General features: G+C 63.4%; 16 protein-coding genes. 4 read left to right on the top strand and 12 right to left on the bottom strand.

The genetic code is table 11. The features are described 5' to 3' along the window. Window positions 1–67: 67 nt before the first annotated feature. The 4 genes from Pcatena_RS00240 to Pcatena_RS00225 all read right to left on the bottom strand — a co-directional run bounded on the left by Pcatena_RS00240 (window position 68) and on the right by Pcatena_RS00225 (window position 2,970). A complete protein-coding gene (locus Pcatena_RS00240) occupies window positions 68–913 on the bottom strand; it encodes a PTS system mannose/fructose/sorbose family transporter subunit IID (protein ID WP_126420575.1) in 846 nt (281 codons plus the stop codon). An 18-nt stretch (window positions 914–931) separates the two neighbouring features. Then, window positions 932–1,756, bottom strand: coding sequence for a PTS mannose/fructose/sorbose/N-acetylgalactosamine transporter subunit IIC (locus Pcatena_RS00235; RefSeq protein WP_126420573.1), 825 nt, complete (start codon window positions 1,754–1,756; stop codon window positions 932–934). Between the two features lie 134 nt (window positions 1,757–1,890). Next, window positions 1,891–2,385 (bottom strand): PTS system mannose/fructose/N-acetylgalactosamine-transporter subunit IIB, encoded by a 495-nt coding sequence (locus tag Pcatena_RS00230; protein ID WP_126420571.1) that lies wholly within the window; start codon window positions 2,383–2,385, stop codon window positions 1,891–1,893. 156 nt (window positions 2,386–2,541) lie between these two features. Further along, window positions 2,542–2,970: a PTS sugar transporter subunit IIA gene (locus Pcatena_RS00225; RefSeq protein ID WP_126420569.1), complete on the bottom strand. Its 429-nt coding sequence runs from the start codon at window positions 2,968–2,970 to the stop codon at window positions 2,542–2,544. 289 nt (window positions 2,971–3,259) lie between these two features. Between Pcatena_RS00225 and deoC the strand changes: the two genes are divergently transcribed. The 3 genes from deoC (at window position 3,260) to Pcatena_RS00210 (ending at window position 5,954) form a co-directional block, all read left to right on the top strand. Continuing rightward, on the top strand, window positions 3,260–3,988 hold the full coding sequence (gene deoC, locus Pcatena_RS00220; RefSeq protein ID WP_126420567.1) for a deoxyribose-phosphate aldolase: 729 nt from the start codon (window positions 3,260–3,262) through the stop codon (window positions 3,986–3,988). A gap of 96 nt (window positions 3,989–4,084) precedes the next feature. Further along, window positions 4,085–5,020, top strand: a complete 936-nt coding sequence (locus Pcatena_RS00215) for a class I mannose-6-phosphate isomerase (RefSeq protein ID WP_126420565.1) — start codon at window positions 4,085–4,087, stop codon at window positions 5,018–5,020. A 46-nt stretch (window positions 5,021–5,066) separates the two neighbouring features. Next, complete coding sequence (locus Pcatena_RS00210; protein ID WP_126420563.1) at window positions 5,067–5,954, top strand: SDR family oxidoreductase; 888 nt, start codon at window positions 5,067–5,069, stop codon at window positions 5,952–5,954. Between the two features lie 305 nt (window positions 5,955–6,259). Here the strand turns inward: Pcatena_RS00210 and Pcatena_RS00205 are convergent, their stop codons facing one another. From Pcatena_RS00205 to Pcatena_RS00175, 7 genes are all read right to left on the bottom strand, one after another. Beyond that, a complete protein-coding gene (locus Pcatena_RS00205; protein ID WP_126420561.1) occupies window positions 6,260–7,267 on the bottom strand; it encodes a hypothetical protein in 1,008 nt (335 codons plus the stop codon). Window positions 7,268–7,597: 330 nt separating this feature from the next. Then, on the bottom strand, window positions 7,598–9,655 hold the full coding sequence (locus tag Pcatena_RS00200; RefSeq protein ID WP_126420559.1) for an elongation factor G: 2,058 nt from the start codon (window positions 9,653–9,655) through the stop codon (window positions 7,598–7,600). Window positions 9,656–9,820: 165 nt separating this feature from the next. Continuing rightward, window positions 9,821–10,078: a helix-turn-helix domain-containing protein gene (locus Pcatena_RS00195; RefSeq protein WP_126420557.1), complete on the bottom strand. Its 258-nt coding sequence runs from the start codon at window positions 10,076–10,078 to the stop codon at window positions 9,821–9,823. 268 nt (window positions 10,079–10,346) lie between these two features. After that, entirely contained in the window at window positions 10,347–10,643 is a 297-nt protein-coding gene (locus Pcatena_RS00190) for a hypothetical protein (RefSeq protein WP_126420555.1), read from the bottom strand. Between the two features lie 156 nt (window positions 10,644–10,799). After that, window positions 10,800–12,791 (bottom strand): InlB B-repeat-containing protein, encoded by a 1,992-nt coding sequence (locus Pcatena_RS00185; protein WP_126420552.1) that lies wholly within the window; start codon window positions 12,789–12,791, stop codon window positions 10,800–10,802. 208 nt (window positions 12,792–12,999) lie between these two features. Further along, the gene (locus Pcatena_RS00180) at window positions 13,000–15,888 is read right to left on the bottom strand and encodes a Spy0128 family protein (RefSeq protein ID WP_126420551.1); all 2,889 of its coding nucleotides are present in this window, start codon (window positions 15,886–15,888) and stop codon (window positions 13,000–13,002) included. Window positions 15,889–16,145: 257 nt separating this feature from the next. Continuing rightward, on the bottom strand, window positions 16,146–17,123 hold the full coding sequence (locus Pcatena_RS00175; RefSeq protein WP_126420549.1) for an L-lactate dehydrogenase: 978 nt from the start codon (window positions 17,121–17,123) through the stop codon (window positions 16,146–16,148). 118 nt (window positions 17,124–17,241) lie between these two features. Here Pcatena_RS00175 and rlmD point away from each other — a divergent pair, with 118 nt between their 5' ends. Continuing rightward, window positions 17,242–18,447: a 23S rRNA (uracil(1939)-C(5))-methyltransferase RlmD gene (gene rlmD, locus Pcatena_RS00170; protein ID WP_126420547.1), complete on the top strand. Its 1,206-nt coding sequence runs from the start codon at window positions 17,242–17,244 to the stop codon at window positions 18,445–18,447. A gap of 131 nt (window positions 18,448–18,578) precedes the next feature. On the opposite strand, the gene purN is transcribed toward rlmD, so the two are convergent. After that, the gene (gene purN, locus Pcatena_RS00165) at window positions 18,579–19,199 is read right to left on the bottom strand and encodes a phosphoribosylglycinamide formyltransferase (RefSeq protein ID WP_126420545.1); all 621 of its coding nucleotides are present in this window, start codon (window positions 19,197–19,199) and stop codon (window positions 18,579–18,581) included. Between the last annotated feature and the right edge of the window lie 7 nt (window positions 19,200–19,206).

Raw genomic sequence — 19,206 nt, 5'->3', positions numbered from 1 at the left:
CTGCCCGGGGCCCGGACTAGAGCGGACGAGTGGGAAGGGCCCGCTCAGATGGTCGGGTTCTCAGCCCTTAGAAGACGCCGATCACGCAGAGGACAGCCACGACCACGCAGAGGATGATGATGACCTTCGTGGGCGAGTACTGCTTCTTGTTGAGCATCCACCAGGTGAGCAGGACCGCGATAAGCGGCAGGATGCCGGGGAAGCAGCCGTCGAGGGTGTCCTGCAGCGGCTTGAACTCGCCACCCATCGGGATGTTGAGCGTCGTGGTGAGGACGATGTTGCCGGCGGACAGGGCGCCGATGACCATGATGCCCAGCACGTTGAAGGCGTCCGTGAGACGACGGGCGGCCTCGCCGACGATCATGTCGACCGCGCCGACGCCGAGCTTGTAGCCCATGCGGAAGCAGAAGAACGAGATGGCCGGGCCAATGATGCCCCAGGTGATGATGTAGAACAGCGGGCCGATCGGGGAGCCGCCAGCGGCGAGGCTCATGCCGATGGAGAGCAGGATCGGGACGATGATGCCCTGGACGATGGAGTCGCCGATGCCGGCCAGCGGGCCCATGAGGGCGGTCTTGACGTTGTTCGGCATGTCCTCGGACACCTCGCCGCCGAGGGCGATGTTCTCCTCGAGGGAGGCAACGATGCCGTTGATGATCGTGCCGGTCTGGGGCTCGGTGTTGTAGAACACGGACTGGCGGGTGAGCAGGCGGCGCTTGGCCTCGGGGTCGTCAGCGTAGTACTTGTTGGCGAACGGGATGTAGGACCAGGCGAAGCCGTGGGCCTGCAGCTTCTCGTAGCTCATGGAGGACAGGTGGGTGAAGGCCCAGCGCAGCCAGAGCTGGTTCAGGTCGTGGTTGGTAAGGCCCTGCTTGCCGTTGGGGCCAACCTTCGGCGTAATTTCCTTTGCCATTTTCGTTGTGCTCCCTTCTTAGAACAGGTCGTCGTCTTCGTAGGAACCGTCAGCGTTCTCGCCGGCGTTCTCGGCAGGCGCGGCCGCGACCTTGCCAGAGGACTGGTACACGAGGTAGGCGACGAGGGCGGCGATGAAGACGATGGCGACCATCGGCAGGCCGGCGAAGCGCAGGAGCACGAAGCCGGCGAAGAAGTAGATGAGCTGGATCTTCTCCTTGATGACGATGTTCATCAGCATGCCGATGCCGAGGGCGGGCAGGACGCCGCCAAGGACGGAGATGATGTGCGTGACGATCTCGGGCACGGAGTTGAGCAGGGTGTCAACGAGGCCCTGGCCAAAGTAGATGGCGAGGAACACGGGGACGGCGCGCAGGAAGAACGTGCAGATCTGCGGGTAGACGACGTGCCAGAGGGTGATGCCGCGGTCGTTGTTCTCCTCGGCGGCCTTCTGGGCGCCGTTGTTGAAGAAGGAGTACAGGGCCATGCGGGTGTTGTAGAAGATCAGGCCGAAGGTCTGGCCGATGAGCACGGAGAGCGTCACGGCGACGGCCGGGTCCTTCGTGGTGGCAAGGGCCAGGCCGATGCCGCCGTAGGTGGCGTACGTGATCTCGGAGTTCGTGGCGCCGCCCGTGGAGAGGTTGGCGATGAACACGGCCTGGACTGCAACGCCGCACAGGACGCCGGCCGTCACGTCACCAAAGACGAGGCCGCACAGAAGGCCACCGACGAGCGGGCGGCCGACCATGTAGAAGCTGCCCGTAATGCCGAACATCGGCGCGGACTCGATGGCGCCCAGGTAGCAGAACACGCCACACATAAGCGCTGGGAAAAGCAGTTCCATTTCTCCTCCTTCAACGATGGAACCCTTGCTCCGGCTTGTCGCCGGCATTGCCCGCCCGCAGGCGAGCGTCTTTCTCCTTGCGAAGCGTCCGTGGCCCGCGACCCTCCCCAAGGGGCGCGAACCACAAGCGGGCGCTAGGCGGACTGGTACTTGGCCTTCATGGCCGGCCAGGTGACGGGCGAGTTGTCCGGGATCAGCTGGAACTCGACCTTCACACCCTGCTCCTCGAGGTAGTCGAGGGCCACGACGTCATCGTCGTTCAGGCACACGGCGTTGCCCATGGGCTTGGTGTCGGGGCGGGCGCCGTTGAGGTTGCCGATGTTGAGCACGGGGCCAAAGTTGCCACCGGCACGCACGATGTCGGCAAAGCCGGTCGTGGAGTCAGAGATGATGTAGAAGTTCTTGCTGGAGGCGTGGACCTTCTCGAGGGCCTTGACGCCCTGCTCGACGTTGTAGATGCCAAGCTTGAGGTTGGCGGCCGCGGCCTTGAGGACCTTCTTGCGCAGTTCGTCCGCGGCGACCTTGTCGCTGATGACGATGATCGAGTCGACGGGCTTCTTGGCGACCCAACGGGTCATGGTCTGGCCGTGAATGACACGGTCGTCAACGCGAGCGAGAGTGATTGCCATGATTCCTCCCATGTCTCTCTTGCTTATCCTTCGGGGTCAGCGCCCCGCAGATTCCTCGGGGTTCACGCCCCGTAAATCCCTTGTGAGTTGGCCGCCGCTCGGGCGGCGCGGCATGGAGGGGCTCCCCTTCGGCGAATCGCCAGCCCCTCCCGCCGGCTAGAACAGGTCGTCCTCGTCATCATCCGAGGCGTCCGCAGGCATCTCCGCAGCCACGACGCCAGCAGACCCGGCCGTGAGCGCGGCGGAAGCAACCGCGTCAAGGTCGTCAGAGCTCATCGCGAGCACGCCAGCCTCGAGAAGCATCGAGAAGTTGGCGCCCGCCACGAGCCTGATGTGCTCGGGATTGGTGAGGAACAGGGCGTATGCCTCGTTGTACGGCGTGCCGCCGAGAAGGTCGGCGAGGATGAGCAGGTCGCCCTGGGCGAGCAGCTCATTGACACGCGCGGTGAGACGGTCGCGGAAGTCATCGATGCCCGTGTCCGTAAGGCTCACGGCGCTCACGTGATCGGCGCCCGCGGCCATCATATGAAAAGCGTCAAGGAGTCCCTCGCAGAGGCTGCCATGTGATGTAAGCAATATGTTCATTGAATTCCTTTCGCCATGTCCTGGCCTGTAGAATACATATTCACCGAGCCCTCACATTTGAAGGGCAAGTTCCAAATGGCGAACGGCGTATTTTTAGGCGTGAATGGTACTTATTAACGTCATAAGAAATTATTTGTGCTTACATTTAGCTAATTCATAGTGTTTTGTTAGTTCATTAGATGTATCCTATCGGCAACACAACGTCCGTTCATATAAGTACGGGCTAAGGCGCCGGGCAACCGGCAAAAGCGTCGGTCCCGGATACGGGGCCGCAGGAAAGGAGATCCGCATGTCACGTTGGACCCTCGACGATCTCGCTCGTCTCGTTGACCACACGAACCTGCACGCAGACGCAACCGAGGCAGATATGGCCAAGCTCTGCGACGAGGCCAAGGCCTATCACTTCAAGATGGTCGCCATCAACCAGGTTCAGTCCAAGTTCTGCTCCGAGTACCTCGCTGGCACCGATATCCACACCGGCGCCGCCATCGCGTTCCCCCTTGGCCAGACGTCCATCGCCGCCAAGGTCAACGAGACCAAGGACGCCATCGCCAATGGTGCCAACGAGATCGACTACGTCGTGAACCTCACGCAGGTCAAGGCCGGCAACTGGGACTACATCAAGAATGAGATGACCCAGATCGTCGAGGTCTGCCGCGAGGCCAGCAAGGGCCGCGACGAGGAGATTCCCTCCAAGGTCATCTTCGAGAACTGCCTACTCACCGATGACGAGAAGGTCAAGCTCGCAGAGATCGCCCGCGAGGTTGAGCCCACGTTCATCAAGACGAGCACCGGCTTCTCCACCGGCGGTGCCACCGTCGAGGACGTGAAGCTCATGAAGGCTCACTGCGGCGACAAGGTCCAGGTCAAGGCCGCCGGCGGTATTCGTGACGCCGACACGTTCCTCGACATGGTTCGCGCCGGCGCCACGCGCATTGGCTGCTCGGCCGGCATGCCCATCATCGACGAGCTCAAGCGTCGCTTTGAGGAGCAGGGCATCGACTCCATCGAGCTGTAGACGACTCGTCTGGCGGCTACCGCTCATACTGGCGGTAGCCGCCTTTTTGTTCTCGCGCGGGTCTTGCCCAGGCGGCCCGCTCACCTAGGAGGAACCATGGGACCAATTCTTCTCGAGCCCACCTACATCTCCCCCATCTGGGGAGGCACGCGCATCTCCGAGGCGCGGGGCCTGCCGCACGGCGGTGACGTCAACAATGGCGAGGCGTTCGACGTCTCGGCGCACGAGGGCATCTGCACCACGGTGGCAAACGGGCCGTGCGCCGGCATGAAGTTCGACGAGTTCCTCGCCCGTTACCACGACGAGGTCATCGGCGACCTCGACGACGAGGCGACGATCCAGGTGGTCTCCATGGACCCGAAGGAGTTCCTCTCCGTACAGGTCCACCCCGACGAGGCGTACGCCCAGGCCGCCGAGGGCGATCACGAGAAGGCCGAGAGCTGGTACATCCTGCACGCCGAGCCCGGCGCGGAGCTCATCGCCGGCTGCTCGACGGATGACGTCGACGCCCTGCGCGCCGCAGCGGCGGACGACACGATTGGCAACCGCTACGGCAAGCGCGTCGAGATGCACGAGGGTGACTTCATCCTCATCCCGGCGGGGACCATGCACGCGCTTGGCCCGGGGATCTTTGCCGTTGAGATTGGCTCGTTTGGCAACACGACGTACCGGCTGTGCGACTGGGGACGCGGGCGCGAGCTGCACGTTGAGAAGGGCTTTGACGTACTCAAGACCAGCAACGAGCCAAGCGTTCGCCACCTCGGGCTCTATGACGAGAGCGCGGGCACGCGCGTGCGCACGGGTGTCGAGCACGCACTGTTCACCTCGAACGTCGTGGACGTCGTGGGCGAGTGGAGCTGCGAGGGCACCGAGCGCTACCAGGTGCTCACGTGCGTCCACGGCAACGCGGTCATTGAGACCGACGAGGGCACGGTTGAGCTTCCCTACACGATGTCTGCCGTGATTCCGGCGTGCACGGGCAGCTATACCGTTCGCGGGAACTGCCGCGTGCTTCAGAGCTATCGGCCGTAGAGTGTGTGCGGGCGGGCCGAGTGGGCCGCCCCGATTGGAGGCAACCATGAGACAGCGCATTGCAATCACCGGGGCAAACGGGTATCTCGCGAGCCTCGTGCAGCGCTACAACGCGGAGCGCTTTGAGTTCGTTCGCGTGAGCCGCGCCGACGTGGACTACACGAAGCCGGACGAGGTGGCGCGGTTCTTTAGCGACCTTGACTTTGACCTGCTGTTTCACACGGCGGCAAACGCCACGACGGCAGACTGCGAGAGCGATCCGCACGGCACGCACCTCGTGAACTGCGACTCGGCCATTGAGATCGCGAAGGTATGCGAGAGCCGTGGCAAGCGCATGCTGTTCATCTCCACCGAGCAGTTGTTCAACGGCAAGAGCGAGCCGGGCCCGTTTGACGAGGATGTGGAGCCAAACTGCGTCACCAACTACGGACAGCAGAAGGCCGAGGTTGACGCATGGCTGCAGGAGAACTCAAGCGACCACGTCACGCTGCGCCTTTCTTGGATGTTCGGCATGGCCATGCCTGGGGTCAAGCCCTCCCCCGGCATCGTGGGCAACGTGCTAAAGGCGTTGCGCACCGAAACCCCTACGAAGTTTACCGTGAACGAGAAGCGCTGCATGACCTATGCGCAGCAGCTCGCTGACAACTTCGGCAAGATCTGCGAGCTTCCGAGCGGGACGTATCACTTTGCCGCCGCAAACGGCACGGGAGCGGACGATGGCCTGAGCACCTATGAGTGCGCCAAGGTCGTAGCACGCAAGTTTGGCTACGACGACGACAGGATTGAGCGGTTCATCCTACCGAACCACGATCGCTATACGGATCGTTTCCGCGATTTCCGCCTCGACGCGAGCAAGCTTGCCAGTCATGGCATTGAGCTTGGGGCTTTCGAGGCAAACGTCGACCGTTGTCTGAGCGATTTTGGCTGGAACTAGGCCTTCACAAACCGCAAATACAAAGCTGGGGCCGCCGGTCAATTCGACCGGCGGCCCCTCTTCACGCGCTCGGGCAATCTACCAAGAAAGTAGCTGATTCACTTGGTCCGAAAACCGATTTGTGAACACCGATTAGCAATATTTGCGGATACTAGCGATGATTGCCAGCTATAAAACGGCTGGTAAACAGCCTTGCTTAACTAATCAAACTATCGACGTTTACAACTTTGCATCCAAATGGTGTTCACAAATCGGTTTTCGGACCGTGGATTTGCCTCTCTTCCACGGAAAGCAACCGCACCCCATCACGCGAGCCCGAAATCCAACATCATCTGATGCCGGCGCAAGCTCATTCCAGTCGACAGGGGCCTCCGATACGGCCTGAGACCAAGTCGCGATCTGATGAGCAAGGCTATACCGTCCATCCTCGCTTCGTCAGAGATCTGCTCCCTCGAGATGAACAGGCATGACTTTCCCATCATCATAAGTGCGTTCTGCCTCGCTTCGTCTGAAGTCCTGTCCTCGGGCTTTGTATGCCACTCGCGCCCCTGGTACTCGACATCGAGGTCAGCCTCATCAAACAGCAGGTCGGCCCTGAGAGACGATCTTGAGCACTCTCTGGCAGCGGCGGCACTGAGCATAATCTCAGCATTGAGCAGAGGTTTTCCACATCCCCACCCTCCAAGCCTGCGCGGAAGGCTCAGCATGACGGCCAAAACCGTCTCTCGGGGAGATGCCGAACCGTCAATCGAGTAAAGGGCCGCTTGCTTGGCAACATCTATTCCACGGAACGAATCAGAGAGCCGCAACACACTGCTTATCCTCGAATGACTCGTCGAGGACGGTACGCCATATTCACAGGCCCCGTTTACCAGAAGCGAGTAGCTGCCGCACAACTCCATGGCCAGCGAAATCGTCTTGTAAAGCCCCAGCTCGGATGCAAGCTGGGCAACGATCAGTTCCGGTGAGCAGATATAAACGCCCGGCTCAACGCCCACAAGAAGTCCGTCGGAAACGGGACCGCTCCACACGTGGCAACGCGCGGAAGGAGAGCGACGCCTTGCGGCGTCCTTGCCGACCACAATGTCAACGGGTTCCCTGAGGCCAAGCGCCAGCGCGGCATGATGTATGCGCTCGAAGGGCGAGTTTGGCAACTCAAGCGGACGAAGTGACGTATCGGCAGCGAGAGCCTCGGCATCAAGGGTGGCAAGCATGTCATCTGGGTACAGCTGAGCCAGAAGCTCACGGGTCAAGGCCGGGTCCTCCACCCGGGAGCGGCGCCAGAATGCCAGGGCGCTCTCGTAGCCAATCACGATCGACGAGCCCCTTTGCGGCCGCGCGATGCCCGCGCCATACACGCCGCCGAATCCAGAGGTACCAGCAAGCCTATCCACAACCTCCCCCCTCCCTCTTGGGTGGGGCAGATACTAGGGAACCAAAAGACCAGCAACGCTCCTTGCGCTCACTAATCCGGCGAGTGGCTGTTTGATTCTTGTTGGATTTGTGTCAGACGAGCTAGACGGCCCACTTTTGCCAAAGGGCACCGATTTTTTGCAACCGAGCGTCCGGTGAACGGTACGCCAAAAAGAGCGGCCCCGCCGAGAATCCTCAGCGGAGCCGCGCCTAAAGCTCAGCGGAGAACGCTACCTGCCGGCAGCCCGGCGGCTCTGCCACTCCTCGGCCAGCTTGGCCTGGACGTCATGCGGAACCTGCTCGTAGCCGTCAACCTCAAGCGTGAACTCGCCCGTGCCGCGAGAGAGCGAGCGCAGGCGCGTGGCGTAGTCGAGAACCTCGGCATAGGGCACGCGCGCCTGGATGACCGTGGTGCCGCGCTCACCCGCGTTCATGCCCTCGATGCGGCCACGGCTCGCGCTCACGTCTCCCATGACGGATCCGGCGTAGTCCTCGGGCACGGTGACCTCGAGCTTCGCCATCGGCTCGAGCACAACGGGCTCGGCGTCTGCTGCCGCCTTCTGGAAGCCGATGCGCGCCGCGGTCTTGAACGCCATCTCATTGGAGTCGACGGAGTGATAGCTGCCGTCATAGCAGGCAACGCGGACATCGATCATCGGATAGCCCGCCACGACGCCCTCGCGCATGGTCTCCTGAACACCCTTGTCGACCGCCGGGATGAGGCCCTTCGGGATACGACCGCCCACGACCTCGTCAACGAATTCATAGCCGCCGCCGGGATTGGGCTCGAGGCGCAGCCAGCAGTCGCCGTACTGACCGGCACCGCCCGTCTGCTTCTTGTGGCGACCCTGGGCACTGGCCGTGCGACGAATCGTCTCACGGTAGGGCACGCGCATGGGCACAACGTGGGCCGTGACGCCGGCTCGGGCGGCCATGCGGTCGAGAAGCACGGACACCTGCGCCTCGCCGATGGCGGAAATGACGGTCTGTCCCGTCTCCTCGTTGCGCGTTACCTTCATCGTGGGGTCGGCGTCGCAGCTCTTCTCCAGGAAGCTGAACAGCTTATCCTCCGTGCCGCGCTTGTCGGGCTCGATGGCAACCTGGTACAGGGAGTTGGGGAAGCGGAACGCCGCGGCCTCCACCTTGCCCGTGACGGACAGCGTGTCTCCCGCCATGGCAGAGATCTTGGGCACCACGACGATGTCTCCGGCGATGGCGCTCTGGACCTCCGTCATGTCGCGACCGACCATACGGTAGATGTGCGCGAGGCGCTCGGGCTTGCGCGTGCGGGCGCACGTGAGCTCAAGACCGGGCGTGATGGTACCCGCAAGCACCTTCACGAGGGCGATCCGGCCGTTCTGCTGGTCGTTCAGCACCTTGAAGACAAAGCCCACCGGGCGGTCATCGCCCTCGTCGATGTCGAGGTAGTCACCGTTGACGAGCGGCACGCCGCCAAAGTCGGCGGCACCGGGGAAGTACGTCTCGATGTCGTCCATGAGGCTCGTGACGCCCTCCTCGCGCGTGCAGGAGCCGGCAAACACGGGAACGAAGATGCGCTCGGCAATGGCCTTGGCGAGAAGTCCCTCGAGCTCGTCCTGCGTAAGCTGGCCGTCACCCTCGAGGTACTTGAGCATGAGCTCATCGTCTGCCTCAACCACAAGCTCGCAGAGATGGGCGCGGGCCTCATCGGCGGCGCCGCGCATGTCGTCCGGGATGTCGCAGACAATGGGCTTGCCCGAACCGTCGAGGCGACGCGCCTGCATGCGGATGACGTCGATGATGCCCTTGAAGTCGTCGCCCACGCCCCATGGCAGCGTCACGGCGCCAAGGCGCATGCCAAAGCGCTCCTGCAGCGCCGCAAGCGCGGCGTCATAGTGGGCCTCGGAGCGGTCGATGCGGTTCACGAAGACGGCACGGGCCAGGGACAGGTCCTCGGCCGCATACCACAGGCGCGTGGTAACGGCGCCGGGATCGCCGGCAGCGTCAACGACAAAGACTGCAGTCTCCACGGCAGACATCGCGGCATAGGCGTCACCGATGAAGTCCGGGTAGCAGGGGGCATCGATAACGTTGAGACGGGCGCCCTTCCACGGCACGGGGGCCATGGCGAGCTTGATGGAGAAGGAGCGCTTCTCCTCCTCGGGGTCGTAGTCGAGCGTGGGCTTCGTGCCCTTGTGGCCACCAAGCCTGTTCGTGACGCCAGAGAGATGGAGCATGGCCTCGGCAAGCATGGTCTTGCCCACGCCACCTTGGCCGACGAGGGCAACGTTCCTAATCTTCTCGCTCATGATGACTCCCTCCGTTGAGGTCCACGTGGCCCAGCGGAGGGAGGAGTCGCCGCACACGACCCACCCAAACCGCCTTGGGTGGGCGTCGGGGTGCCCACGCACGCCACGGCATTCGTTGAGTCAACCGTACCCAAAGCGCCGGACAAAAAAGCCCTGCCCACCACGTTACGCGGCGAACGGGGCACCTGGCGTGGCGGGCGGCGAGGGCTCTCTGACGCGGACGGACGGACGCGAGAGACGTATCTCGATCTTGCAGCCCATGGCCGCAGCGACGGTCTCCAGAGTCGAGATGGTGGCGTTGCCGTTGCCCTGCTCGAGCCTGCTGAGACAGGACTGATGAACGCCGGAAAGCTCCGCGAGCTGCGTCTGCGTGAGGCCAGCCTCCGCGCGGGCATCGGCGAAGGTCTGGCCAACTCTGTGCATGAGCTCACTGTCTTGGCCGCATCGTCGAGGCACGGAGCTCACCGGCCTCGGGTAGTCGGCGGCACGTCGAAGGAAACGAGCTCGCGGGCAAATCTGTTACCAGCGACGCCCCCCCCCCCAGAACCTATTTCCATGCCGACTCACCCCAAACTCGCGCGTTATGGGCTGATAAGATAGGTGGGCAAAGGCCCGCCCACACAGTCCCTTGATTCGAGTTTAGTCGACCGTCTTGGGGCAGGCTGAAAATATGAGATATATGGAATATCCCTTACTCGAGACTACCGTTCACCTCAAGAATCCTGCCGCCCGCCTCCGTGAGCTCGTACTCGTTCTCGAGCTGGCCGCCGTTCCTCAAGAAGCGGGCGCGCACGGTGATGAGGTCCTTGTCCTCAAGCGCCCTTATCGAGTTGCGCACGGTGGCAACGCTGCACGAGAAATCGCGCGCAAGGCCGTTCACGCTCAGGACGCATGGGGCGACACCCGCCTGGATGCGCTTGAGGATATCGAGCTCGCGCTCGTTGATGCGAACGCCTACGGCGGCGCTTACCTTGGCTCGCTTTGTCATGCGATATCCAATCGAATTAGTTTCCCGCTCCCCTAAAGTTAACGAATCAAGGCTTTAACCAGCTGAAATATGCGTTATATGCGTTCTGCCGCAAACAAGAACAGGACGGGGCGCGCGTGGTCCCGTCCTGAACGCCTTCCCCGATGATTCTCCCCGCTACCTCGAGCGCCTGCGCGCGGTCAGACCAGCAGTCAGCGCCGCGGTGGCTCCTGCAAGGAGGGCAAGCGGGGCTGCGGAGGCGCTGTCGCCTGTCTGCGGAAGCTCCTTCCCGGCCGGCTTGGCGTCAGAGGCGCCGGGCGTCTGGGGAGCAGAGGGGGCCACCGGATCCTGCGTCCACTTGCCGTAGAGCGTCATGGAACCCGTGAGCTCCGCGCCATCCTCCCACTTGGCGGTGCAGGCCTCGTCGGTGTACCAGCCATCGAACGTCCAGCCGTCCACCGCGGCCTGGGGCTTGGCGGTGTAGGAAGCCCCAACCTCGAGGCCCTCGTCAGACGCAGGGAGCGTGACATCGTTTGGCCTGGTGCCCACGTACTGGTAGTTGACGTTCACGAGGCCATGGGCCGCCTTGAGGGCAATCGGGCTATTTTGGCCCTGGAAGCTGCCAGCCTCAACGGCCTTGACGTGCTTCGTGTCGCCGTGAGCAGACCAGCGGGCGTCTGCAGCGTCGTCATACCAGCCATCGATGGCATGGCCGCAGCCGCCAAACCCATTGAGCGCGTCTTCATTGTTGGTTACCCCGAGCAAGATGGAGCCACCAGCCTCGGCGTAGACGTCGTCACCGGCAAGCGCGGCGTTGTTGTTGTCGATGACCGCGGAGTTGGGAAGCGTCAGGTTTGCTCCGGAGCGCACGACAACGCCGCCGCCCATCTGCGCCAGATCCCTCTTGGTAGAGCAGTTCGCCTGCGAGGCATCGTTGCCCGTGATGGCGAGCGCGGCACCCTCGGCAAACGTGGCGTGGGCGCCGGCGTCGAGGAACAGGCCCGTTACGTAGTTGCCCGTGATGGACACCTTGGAGGCGGCGTCGACGTCAAGCGAGGCATTCTTCTTCATCAGGCGAATGCCAGCATTCCAGTAGCTCTTGCCCAGCGTGCCGGTCACCTGGACGTCGGCGTTGGTGAACTGGCCCTTTCCGGTAAAGATGATGCCGTTACGGCCGTTGTTGTTTGCCGTAACCTTCGAGTTGGCAATGGAGAGGTTGCCCGCCGAAAGGCCGTGATCGCCGTTGTCCGAAAAGTCGACGACAGAGCCGTTCTTGATGTCGAAGTGGGAACCGTTCGAACCATTACCGGTCGAGTTCGTCACGTTGACCGTGGAGGCATCGACCGAGGCAGTGAACGTACCCGTAAAACCAGAGCGGTTGTGGTCGGAGGTGTAGGTGGAGCCACCCTCGATGTTGACGTTGTAGCCGCCGTCGCCACCATCCCACTCGAGCGCATCCTGCCCATAGTTCTTGATTGTGAGATTGGAGCCGTTGCGCAGGTTGAGCTTGTTGTTGGAGCAGAAGTAGATGGCGTGGACGTTCTGGCCGGTGCCAGCACCATCCATGCTGAGCGAGGCAGCGTCAAGTGTGAGAGAGGCATCCTTGTTGGCGCAAACCGACATCCAGTTCCACTCAGCCGTGTAGGGCGTGGAGCCAACGCCGCTCATAGATGCGTTGACGTTCTTGAGCACAAGCGCATGGCCCCAGAGCGCGATTCCCTTGTCGGTAAAGGTCAGGGAGTGGCCGGCACCGTCGATGGTAAGGTCGCGGCTTAGGTTGAGACCTTTGGTCTGGGCGTCGGCAAGCAGCTCGATCGTTGCCCCATCGGTGTTACTCGCCGCAGCGAGTGCGGCGTCGAAGGAGTCATAGTCCTGGCCATTGAAGCGAGCCACGGGATTGGCGACGGGCGTTGGGTTCGCATCCTCCTGGGGCGCGACTGCGGCATCATCAGCGGGCTCGGCGACGTCCGCGGTGGCCGCCTTGTCAGTCGCGGCAGGTGCGTCCTCGGCCTTGGCCTCTTGCTGCGTCAGGGCCTCCTGTGGGGCAACCTGCTCGTCGGCGATGGCGGCAGCGGGCGTAAGCGCGCCGAGCGAGGCCACAAGGCCAGCCGTGACGGCAGCGATGGCAACGCGACTGCGCAGGGTGCCGTTGGTGTTTCTCGATTTCATATCGGGCTCCCTTCCCAAATGGGTGTCGGATGCCCTTCTTCGCTTGGTTATTCCTCGATAGAAGTGAGGAGAATTCTTGGCATCCTCCTCAACAAAAGCTAATTAAACAACGCGTTTACCTGCGGAAATATAACTTATATGCATAGGCGGGCATATAAGAGGGGCCAGGCACGGAAGGCCTGGCCCCTCTCATTTGCCTTATGCGGCACTACTTGCGCTTGTGGCTCGCCACAAGACCGCCCGCGATGCAGGCAACCGCCACGGCGGCCACCACAATCGGCAGCGCGGCGTTGTTCGTGTCACCCGTCTGGGGAATGGCCTTATCGGCATCTCCCGCATCGGCGTTGGTATCGCCTGCGGCAGGCTTGACGTAGGTGTTCGTGAACGTCTGGCCGTTGCCCTCGACGCTCGCCTGGAGCTGGCCATTGCCGTCATCCGTGACGGTCACGGTGACCGTCTTCTGGGAGGAGTCGTACGTGACGCCTTCCTCGCTGCCAGCGATCTCGGAGACCGTGAAGGTGTAGGTACCCGCCTGCTTGAGCGTGAGCTCGCGGAAGGTCACGTTGCCATCGGCGTCGTTGGTGGCCTCGTCCATGAGCTGGCCGCCGTTCTCGAGGCGGAACGTGAACTCGCCGTCCGCAAGCTCGGCACCCTCGAGCACCTTCTTGGCGTTGAGCGTGACGGTCGCAGGCGCAGCCTCGTAGACGTTCTTGAAGGTAACGCTAGTGTCGCCGGACGCCGTGGCAGAGAGCGTGCCATCGCCATTGTCGGAGACCTTGACGCTCACCGCGTAGGCGGTGGTGTCATAGGAGACGCCCGCGGCATCACCCGCGACCTCGCGAACCGTGTAGCTGTGCTCACCAGGGGCGTCATAGGTGAGCTCGGGGAACGTCACGGTGCCGTCCGCCGCGTTCGTGGCGGTGGCAACCACGTCATCACCCTCGAGAAGTTCGAAGCTGAACTCCCCCTCGCGCAGGTCTCGGCCGGCGAGCTCCTTCTTGACGCTCACATCCCGGGAGACGCTGTAGCTCAGCGGGGCCACGGCGTAGGTGTTGGCAAACGAGACGGGGCCGGACATCTCGGCAGTGAGGTTGCCCTTGCCGTCATCGGTCACGGTGACGGAGAAGCTCTTGGCAGAGTCGTTGGTGACGCCGGGCTTGGAGCCGCTCTCGGAGATGGTGTAGTCGAACGTCTTGCTCATCTCGTCGCCGAGCATGGCCTTGGCGAAGGTCATGGGGCCAAAGGAGACGTTGCCGCCCCGGTTGGTGACGGTGGTCTCGTCGGGCAGGGGCGCACCCTCGGTGTCGGCAGAGATCGTGAACGAGAAGTCACCGTCATTAAGGGTCGGCGCCTCAAGACCGTTCGCAACGATGGCCTTGGTGGCGTTCACGGAGACGACGGCGTCATTGGTGCCGTACTCGTTCACGAAGGAGAGACCGCCCTCGGGGACCTTGACGCTGGCGACGAGTTCGCCAGCCTCGTTCACGGTGACGTCGACCTCAACGCGCTCGGCGCCCTGGGTCACGGCCTTGACGCCCGCCGGGAGCGCGGAGGTGTCCTCGGCCACGTCATAGAGGTAGGTGCCCGTCTTGGCGAACGCGATGTCACCAAAGTGGAACGAGCCGTCCGCATTGTTGGAGACGGTCGTCTCGGCAGGAAGCGGGGTGTCGGTGACGGAGCCATCGGCCGCGGAGATGGTGAAGCTAAACTCGCCGACAGCAAGGTCGCGGCCGTTGAGCGTCTTGGTTCCGGCAAGGTCGGCGGCGCCGTCGACCGTGACGGGGGCGGGCGCCGCAAGGGTGATCTGCGGTTCCTCGTAGGGGGCCGTCTTGGCGGCGGAGATGACGTCGTCCTGGCCGGTCTGCTTCTGGACGGTCTTGTACTCGACGTGGGTGGCCGAGCCGTCGTTGGTGGGATAGGTCTGCTCAGAGCCCTTGGCGGCAACGTCCGCACGCGCGGCGGCGTTGGGGCGCACGGTGAACGTCATGGAGTAGGTGACGCCCTTCTCGAGCTCACCTGCGCTCGAGAGGTCCCAGGCGACGGCACCAGCGGTGACGGTGGCCTGCGGGGCAGTGGCCCAGGCCTGTCCGTCCTTGGCGTAGCGAACGTTCTCGACGGTGCCATCCACGGCCGTGCCCTCGACCCACTGCGAGAGCGCGTCGACGATCTTGACGTCCTTGTAGCCAGCAGTCTTGGTGATGACCTGGCCGATCTGCGAGAACGCAGAGGCGAGGTTGTCAGCTGTGGTGCCGTCGAGGAAGGTGCCGGTAGTGTCAGTCGCGAAGGAGGTCATCTTATCGGCGTCCTTGGCGACGCTCACGACGAACAGGTTAGCGCCGTTGCGGTTATTGGCCTCGGCCTTGGCGGCGGCGTAGCAGCGTCCGTCATTGGTGTCGCTGTCACCAAAACCGTAGAGGTTGTCGCCTTCCTTGTGGTCGACCTGTGGATGGAAGAGGCCACCCTCATCCCACCACGTATAGCCCATAGCGCTCACGCGGTACGTCGGGTTGCCGTCGGAGAGGAACACGATGTGCTTCTCGGCACCCTCGCGGCCACTCGTCTGGGCGTTCGCGAGCTTGAGGCCGCCCTCCCAGTTCGTGCCCTGGTTCCTCTCGGCAGCCGTCGGGACAGCGTTGGCGACGACGCTCGGATCGCTCGTGAAGCCCGTGGCAACCTGGGCGTTCGTGCCAAACGTCACGACGGAGACCTGAATCTGCTTGTTGGCGTTCTCGCCGGTGAGCAGGTTGTTCGCAAGGGTGGCAGCGGCATCGTGCGCGGCCTTCATGCGGCTCTTGCCGAACCAGCCGTCCACCTTGTCGTTCATGCTCGACGACACGTCGACGACGAACACGACGTCCACCGGCTTGGCGGACGAGGACTGCTCGGTGTCGCCGGTGACGGACAGCGTGAGGTCGTAGGTTCCGTCCCCGTTGTCCTTGATGGTCTTGTGGTGCTCGGGTACGCGGTCAACGATGCCGCTCCCCGAGTCCGCGAGCGCGACAGACGGCACGGCAACGCCAAGCGCAAGCAGCGCGGCAGCGGCTACGCCAAGCAATCGCCTGGACCAGGCGCTCGCGGCCCATTTCCTCTTCCCCATGATGGCTCCTCTCCCCCACGCAGGTGCGTGGCTCTAGCGGAGCCGTCGGGCTTCGATTGTGTGGGCCATGCGGCCCTGATGTAGACAGCTCCATGCTCAATCCTGCAAAAAATAGCTATCTACCTGCGAAAATATCGCTTATATGCATATTAGGGTGGGATAGTAAGCGCCAGACAAGCGCCGGCACGCCGAAGCATAAAAAAGCCCGGCAGGGAGTTCCTGCCGGGCCGACCTTCGCATCTTGTGGACTCGCGAGCCTACTTCACGCGGCTCTCGGTGTTCCACCACTCGCCGAGCTGGGCGATGTTGCCGCGAATGTGTTCGCAGCTGGCACGGAACGCGGCCTGCTCGCGCTCGTTGAGCGGCAGCTCGAAGGTCTCCTCGATACCGTTGGCGCCCACGACGCACGGAATGGACGAGAAGATGCCCTCCTCGCCGTGCTCGCCGGTGAGCAGCGTGGAACAGCAGGTCACATAGTGCTCGTTGCCGAGAATCGCCTGGACGAGGCGAACGGCCGCCTGGGCCACGGCGTACTCGGTGCAGCCCTTGCCGGCATACGTCACGTAGCCGCCGTGACGCGCCTCCTCCTCGCACTCGAGTTGGTCGAAGCCAAAGCGCTCGGGCTGCTCGGCCACAAGGTCCGCAAGCGTCTTGCAGCCAAAGCTCACGCAGGACATGGCCGCAAACTGCGAGGCGCCGTGCTCGCCGAGCATGTAGGCGTTGATGGAGTGCTGGTCCAGGCCCGTGCGCTTGGAGATGGCGTTGCGCAGGCGCGCGGAGTCAAGCGCGGTGCCCGAGCCCACGATGCGCTTGGGGTCGCAGCCGGAGAGGCGCCAGATCTCCGTGCAGATGACGTCGCAGGGGTTGGAGATGGAGACCCAAACGCCCTTGAAGCCGGCGTCAGTCACGCGGGCGATGAAGGTGCGGGCGATCTCTGAGGTCACGAACAGCTCGCCGTCACGATCCTTGGCGGCGCTCGCAACGTCGCCGGCAGCGTTCACGATGACGTCGCAGCCGGCGAGCTTCTCGTACTCGTCACCGCAGTTCACGATCTTGCAGTTGTGCGGGTAGAACGACAGCGCATCCGTGAAGTCCTGGGTCTCGCTCGTGAGCTTCTGGGCGTTGATGTCGCACAGGTACAGCTCGTCGACGAGCCCCTGGACGAGAAGCGAGTTCGCAACGTGAGCGCCTACGTGGCCCTGGCCAAGGACGCCAACCTTACGGATGTAAGCCATGTCGTATCCTTTCGTAGAGGGCGCGGCTGCGCCCAAGTTAGGGAGCTACGGTAACACTCCCGTTTTGCCAAAATGTAACCACTTCGCCATCAGGGCGAATTGCAAGATGAGGAGACGCATGGGGTTCAAGACGTACACCTGCCCGATCGCCAAGAGTTGCGGCGGATGCGAGTGGCTGGCAGTGCCCTACCCCATCCAGCTCAAGCGCAAGCGCGATGCCGTGCTCCAGCTGTTCGCAGACGTGCTGCCCTCCGGCGCCACAGTCCAGCAGCGCGAGGAGCTCGTTCCCATCTACGGCATGGACACGGATGGCATGGAGCCCACCGGCTACCGCCACAAGGCGGCCACGCCGTTCGCGCCGGGCAAGCGCGGCAGCATCCGCTCGGGCTTCTATACGCGGGGAACGCACAGGATCGTGCCGTGCGCGAGCTGCGTCGTGGAGGCACCGCACGCGCGCGAGGCGCTCCTCGCCGTTGCCCGCGCCGCCGAGGAGCTCCGCATCCCCGCCTATGACGAGGACCACGGCCGTGGCCTTTTGCGCCACGCCATCGTGCGCATGGGGTATGCCACCGACGAGGCGCTGCTCACCGTGGTCACGAACGGCGGTCAGATTGCGCGCGAGCGACAGTTCGTCGAGCGCATCCGCGCCCGCGCCCCATTCGTGACGGCCATCGCCCAGAACGTGAACCAGCGCCACACGAACGCCATTCTCGGCCACGAGACCCGTGCTCTGTACGGCGGCGGGCACATGGTGGACGGGCTCCTTGACTGCGAGTTCGAGATTGGCCCCACGTCGTTCTACCAGACGAATCCCGCTCAGACCGAGGTGCTCTACTCGCTCGCCATCGAGGGCGCAAGGCTTGAGCGCGGCATGCGCGTGCTCGACGCCTACTGCGGCATCGGCACGATTGGCATGTGCGCGGCCAAGCAGGTCGACGGCCTTGCGGTCGTGGGCGTGGAGCAGGTCGAGGGCGCCGTTGCGAACGCGCGCGCCAACGCTCGCCGCAACGGGTTGGCCGATCGCTGCAAGTTCGTCTGCGCGGATGCGACGTCCTACATGAGGGACGTTGCCCGAGCCGGGCGCGAGGGTTTCGACGCCGTCATCATGGACCCGCCGCGCGCGGGGTCCACGCCCACGTTCATCAATGGCGTGCTGGGCCTTGCCCCGGAACGCGTGGTCTACGTGAGCTGCAACCCCGCCACGCAGCGCCGCGACCTTCAGCTGTTCCTCGACGGCGGCTACGACATCGAGAGTCTCGAGGTCGTGGACATGTTCCCGCACACAAAGCACGCCGAGACCGTCCTGGTTCTGCGCCGTCGCTAGGCCCGCGGCGCAACAACGAAGTCGCGAGCGTAGCTTTTGAGACACTATGACGGCCTTTTTCGGGCCGATAGTGACCAAGTAGCTACACTCGCGACTCTCGCTTCACGTGATTCTCGCGCGGCGCCTTCTGACTACGCCGGGTCAACCGTCACGCGCAGGTCATCGCCCACGTGGACGCGGCCGTCCGCAAGCCAGCCGATGACCTCGGGATACAGCTCGTGCTCGATCTCGTGGATGTGGGCCTCGAGCTCATCGACGTCCCAGCTCTCCTCCACCGCGAGCGCGCGCTGGGCGATGATGGGCCCCTTGTCATACTCCTCGTTGGCAAAGTGAACCGTGACGCCCGTGACCTTGACGCCGCGCTCGTAGGCGTCGGCGATGGCGTGGGCGCCGCGGAAGCTCGGCAGCAGCGCCGGGTGCAGGTTCACCACGCGGTTGGGATAGGCGGCCAGCAGCGGCGCGTGGACCATGCGCATGTAGCCGGCCATGATGACATATTCGCACCCATGGCTCTTGAGCTCGGCGGCGATGATCTCGTCGGCCTGCTCGGGGTCTGCGTACATCTCCTTGGAGAGCGTGAGGGTCTGCAGGCCCGCAGCCTCGGCGCGCTTGAGGCCGTAAGCGCTCGGGCGGCTCGACACCACGAGCTCGATGCTCGCGTTGAGGCTGCCGTCCGCGATGCGGTCGATGATGGCCTGCAGGTTCGTGCCGGATCCGGAGAGCAGCACACCGATCTTGAGGGGTTCGCTCATCTTGGCC

This window comes from Parolsenella catena (genome assembly GCF_003966955.1).
In the GTDB taxonomy this organism is placed as follows: domain Bacteria; phylum Actinomycetota; class Coriobacteriia; order Coriobacteriales; family Atopobiaceae; genus Parolsenella; species Parolsenella catena.
This window is presented reverse-complemented; position numbering and strand designations above follow the sequence as displayed.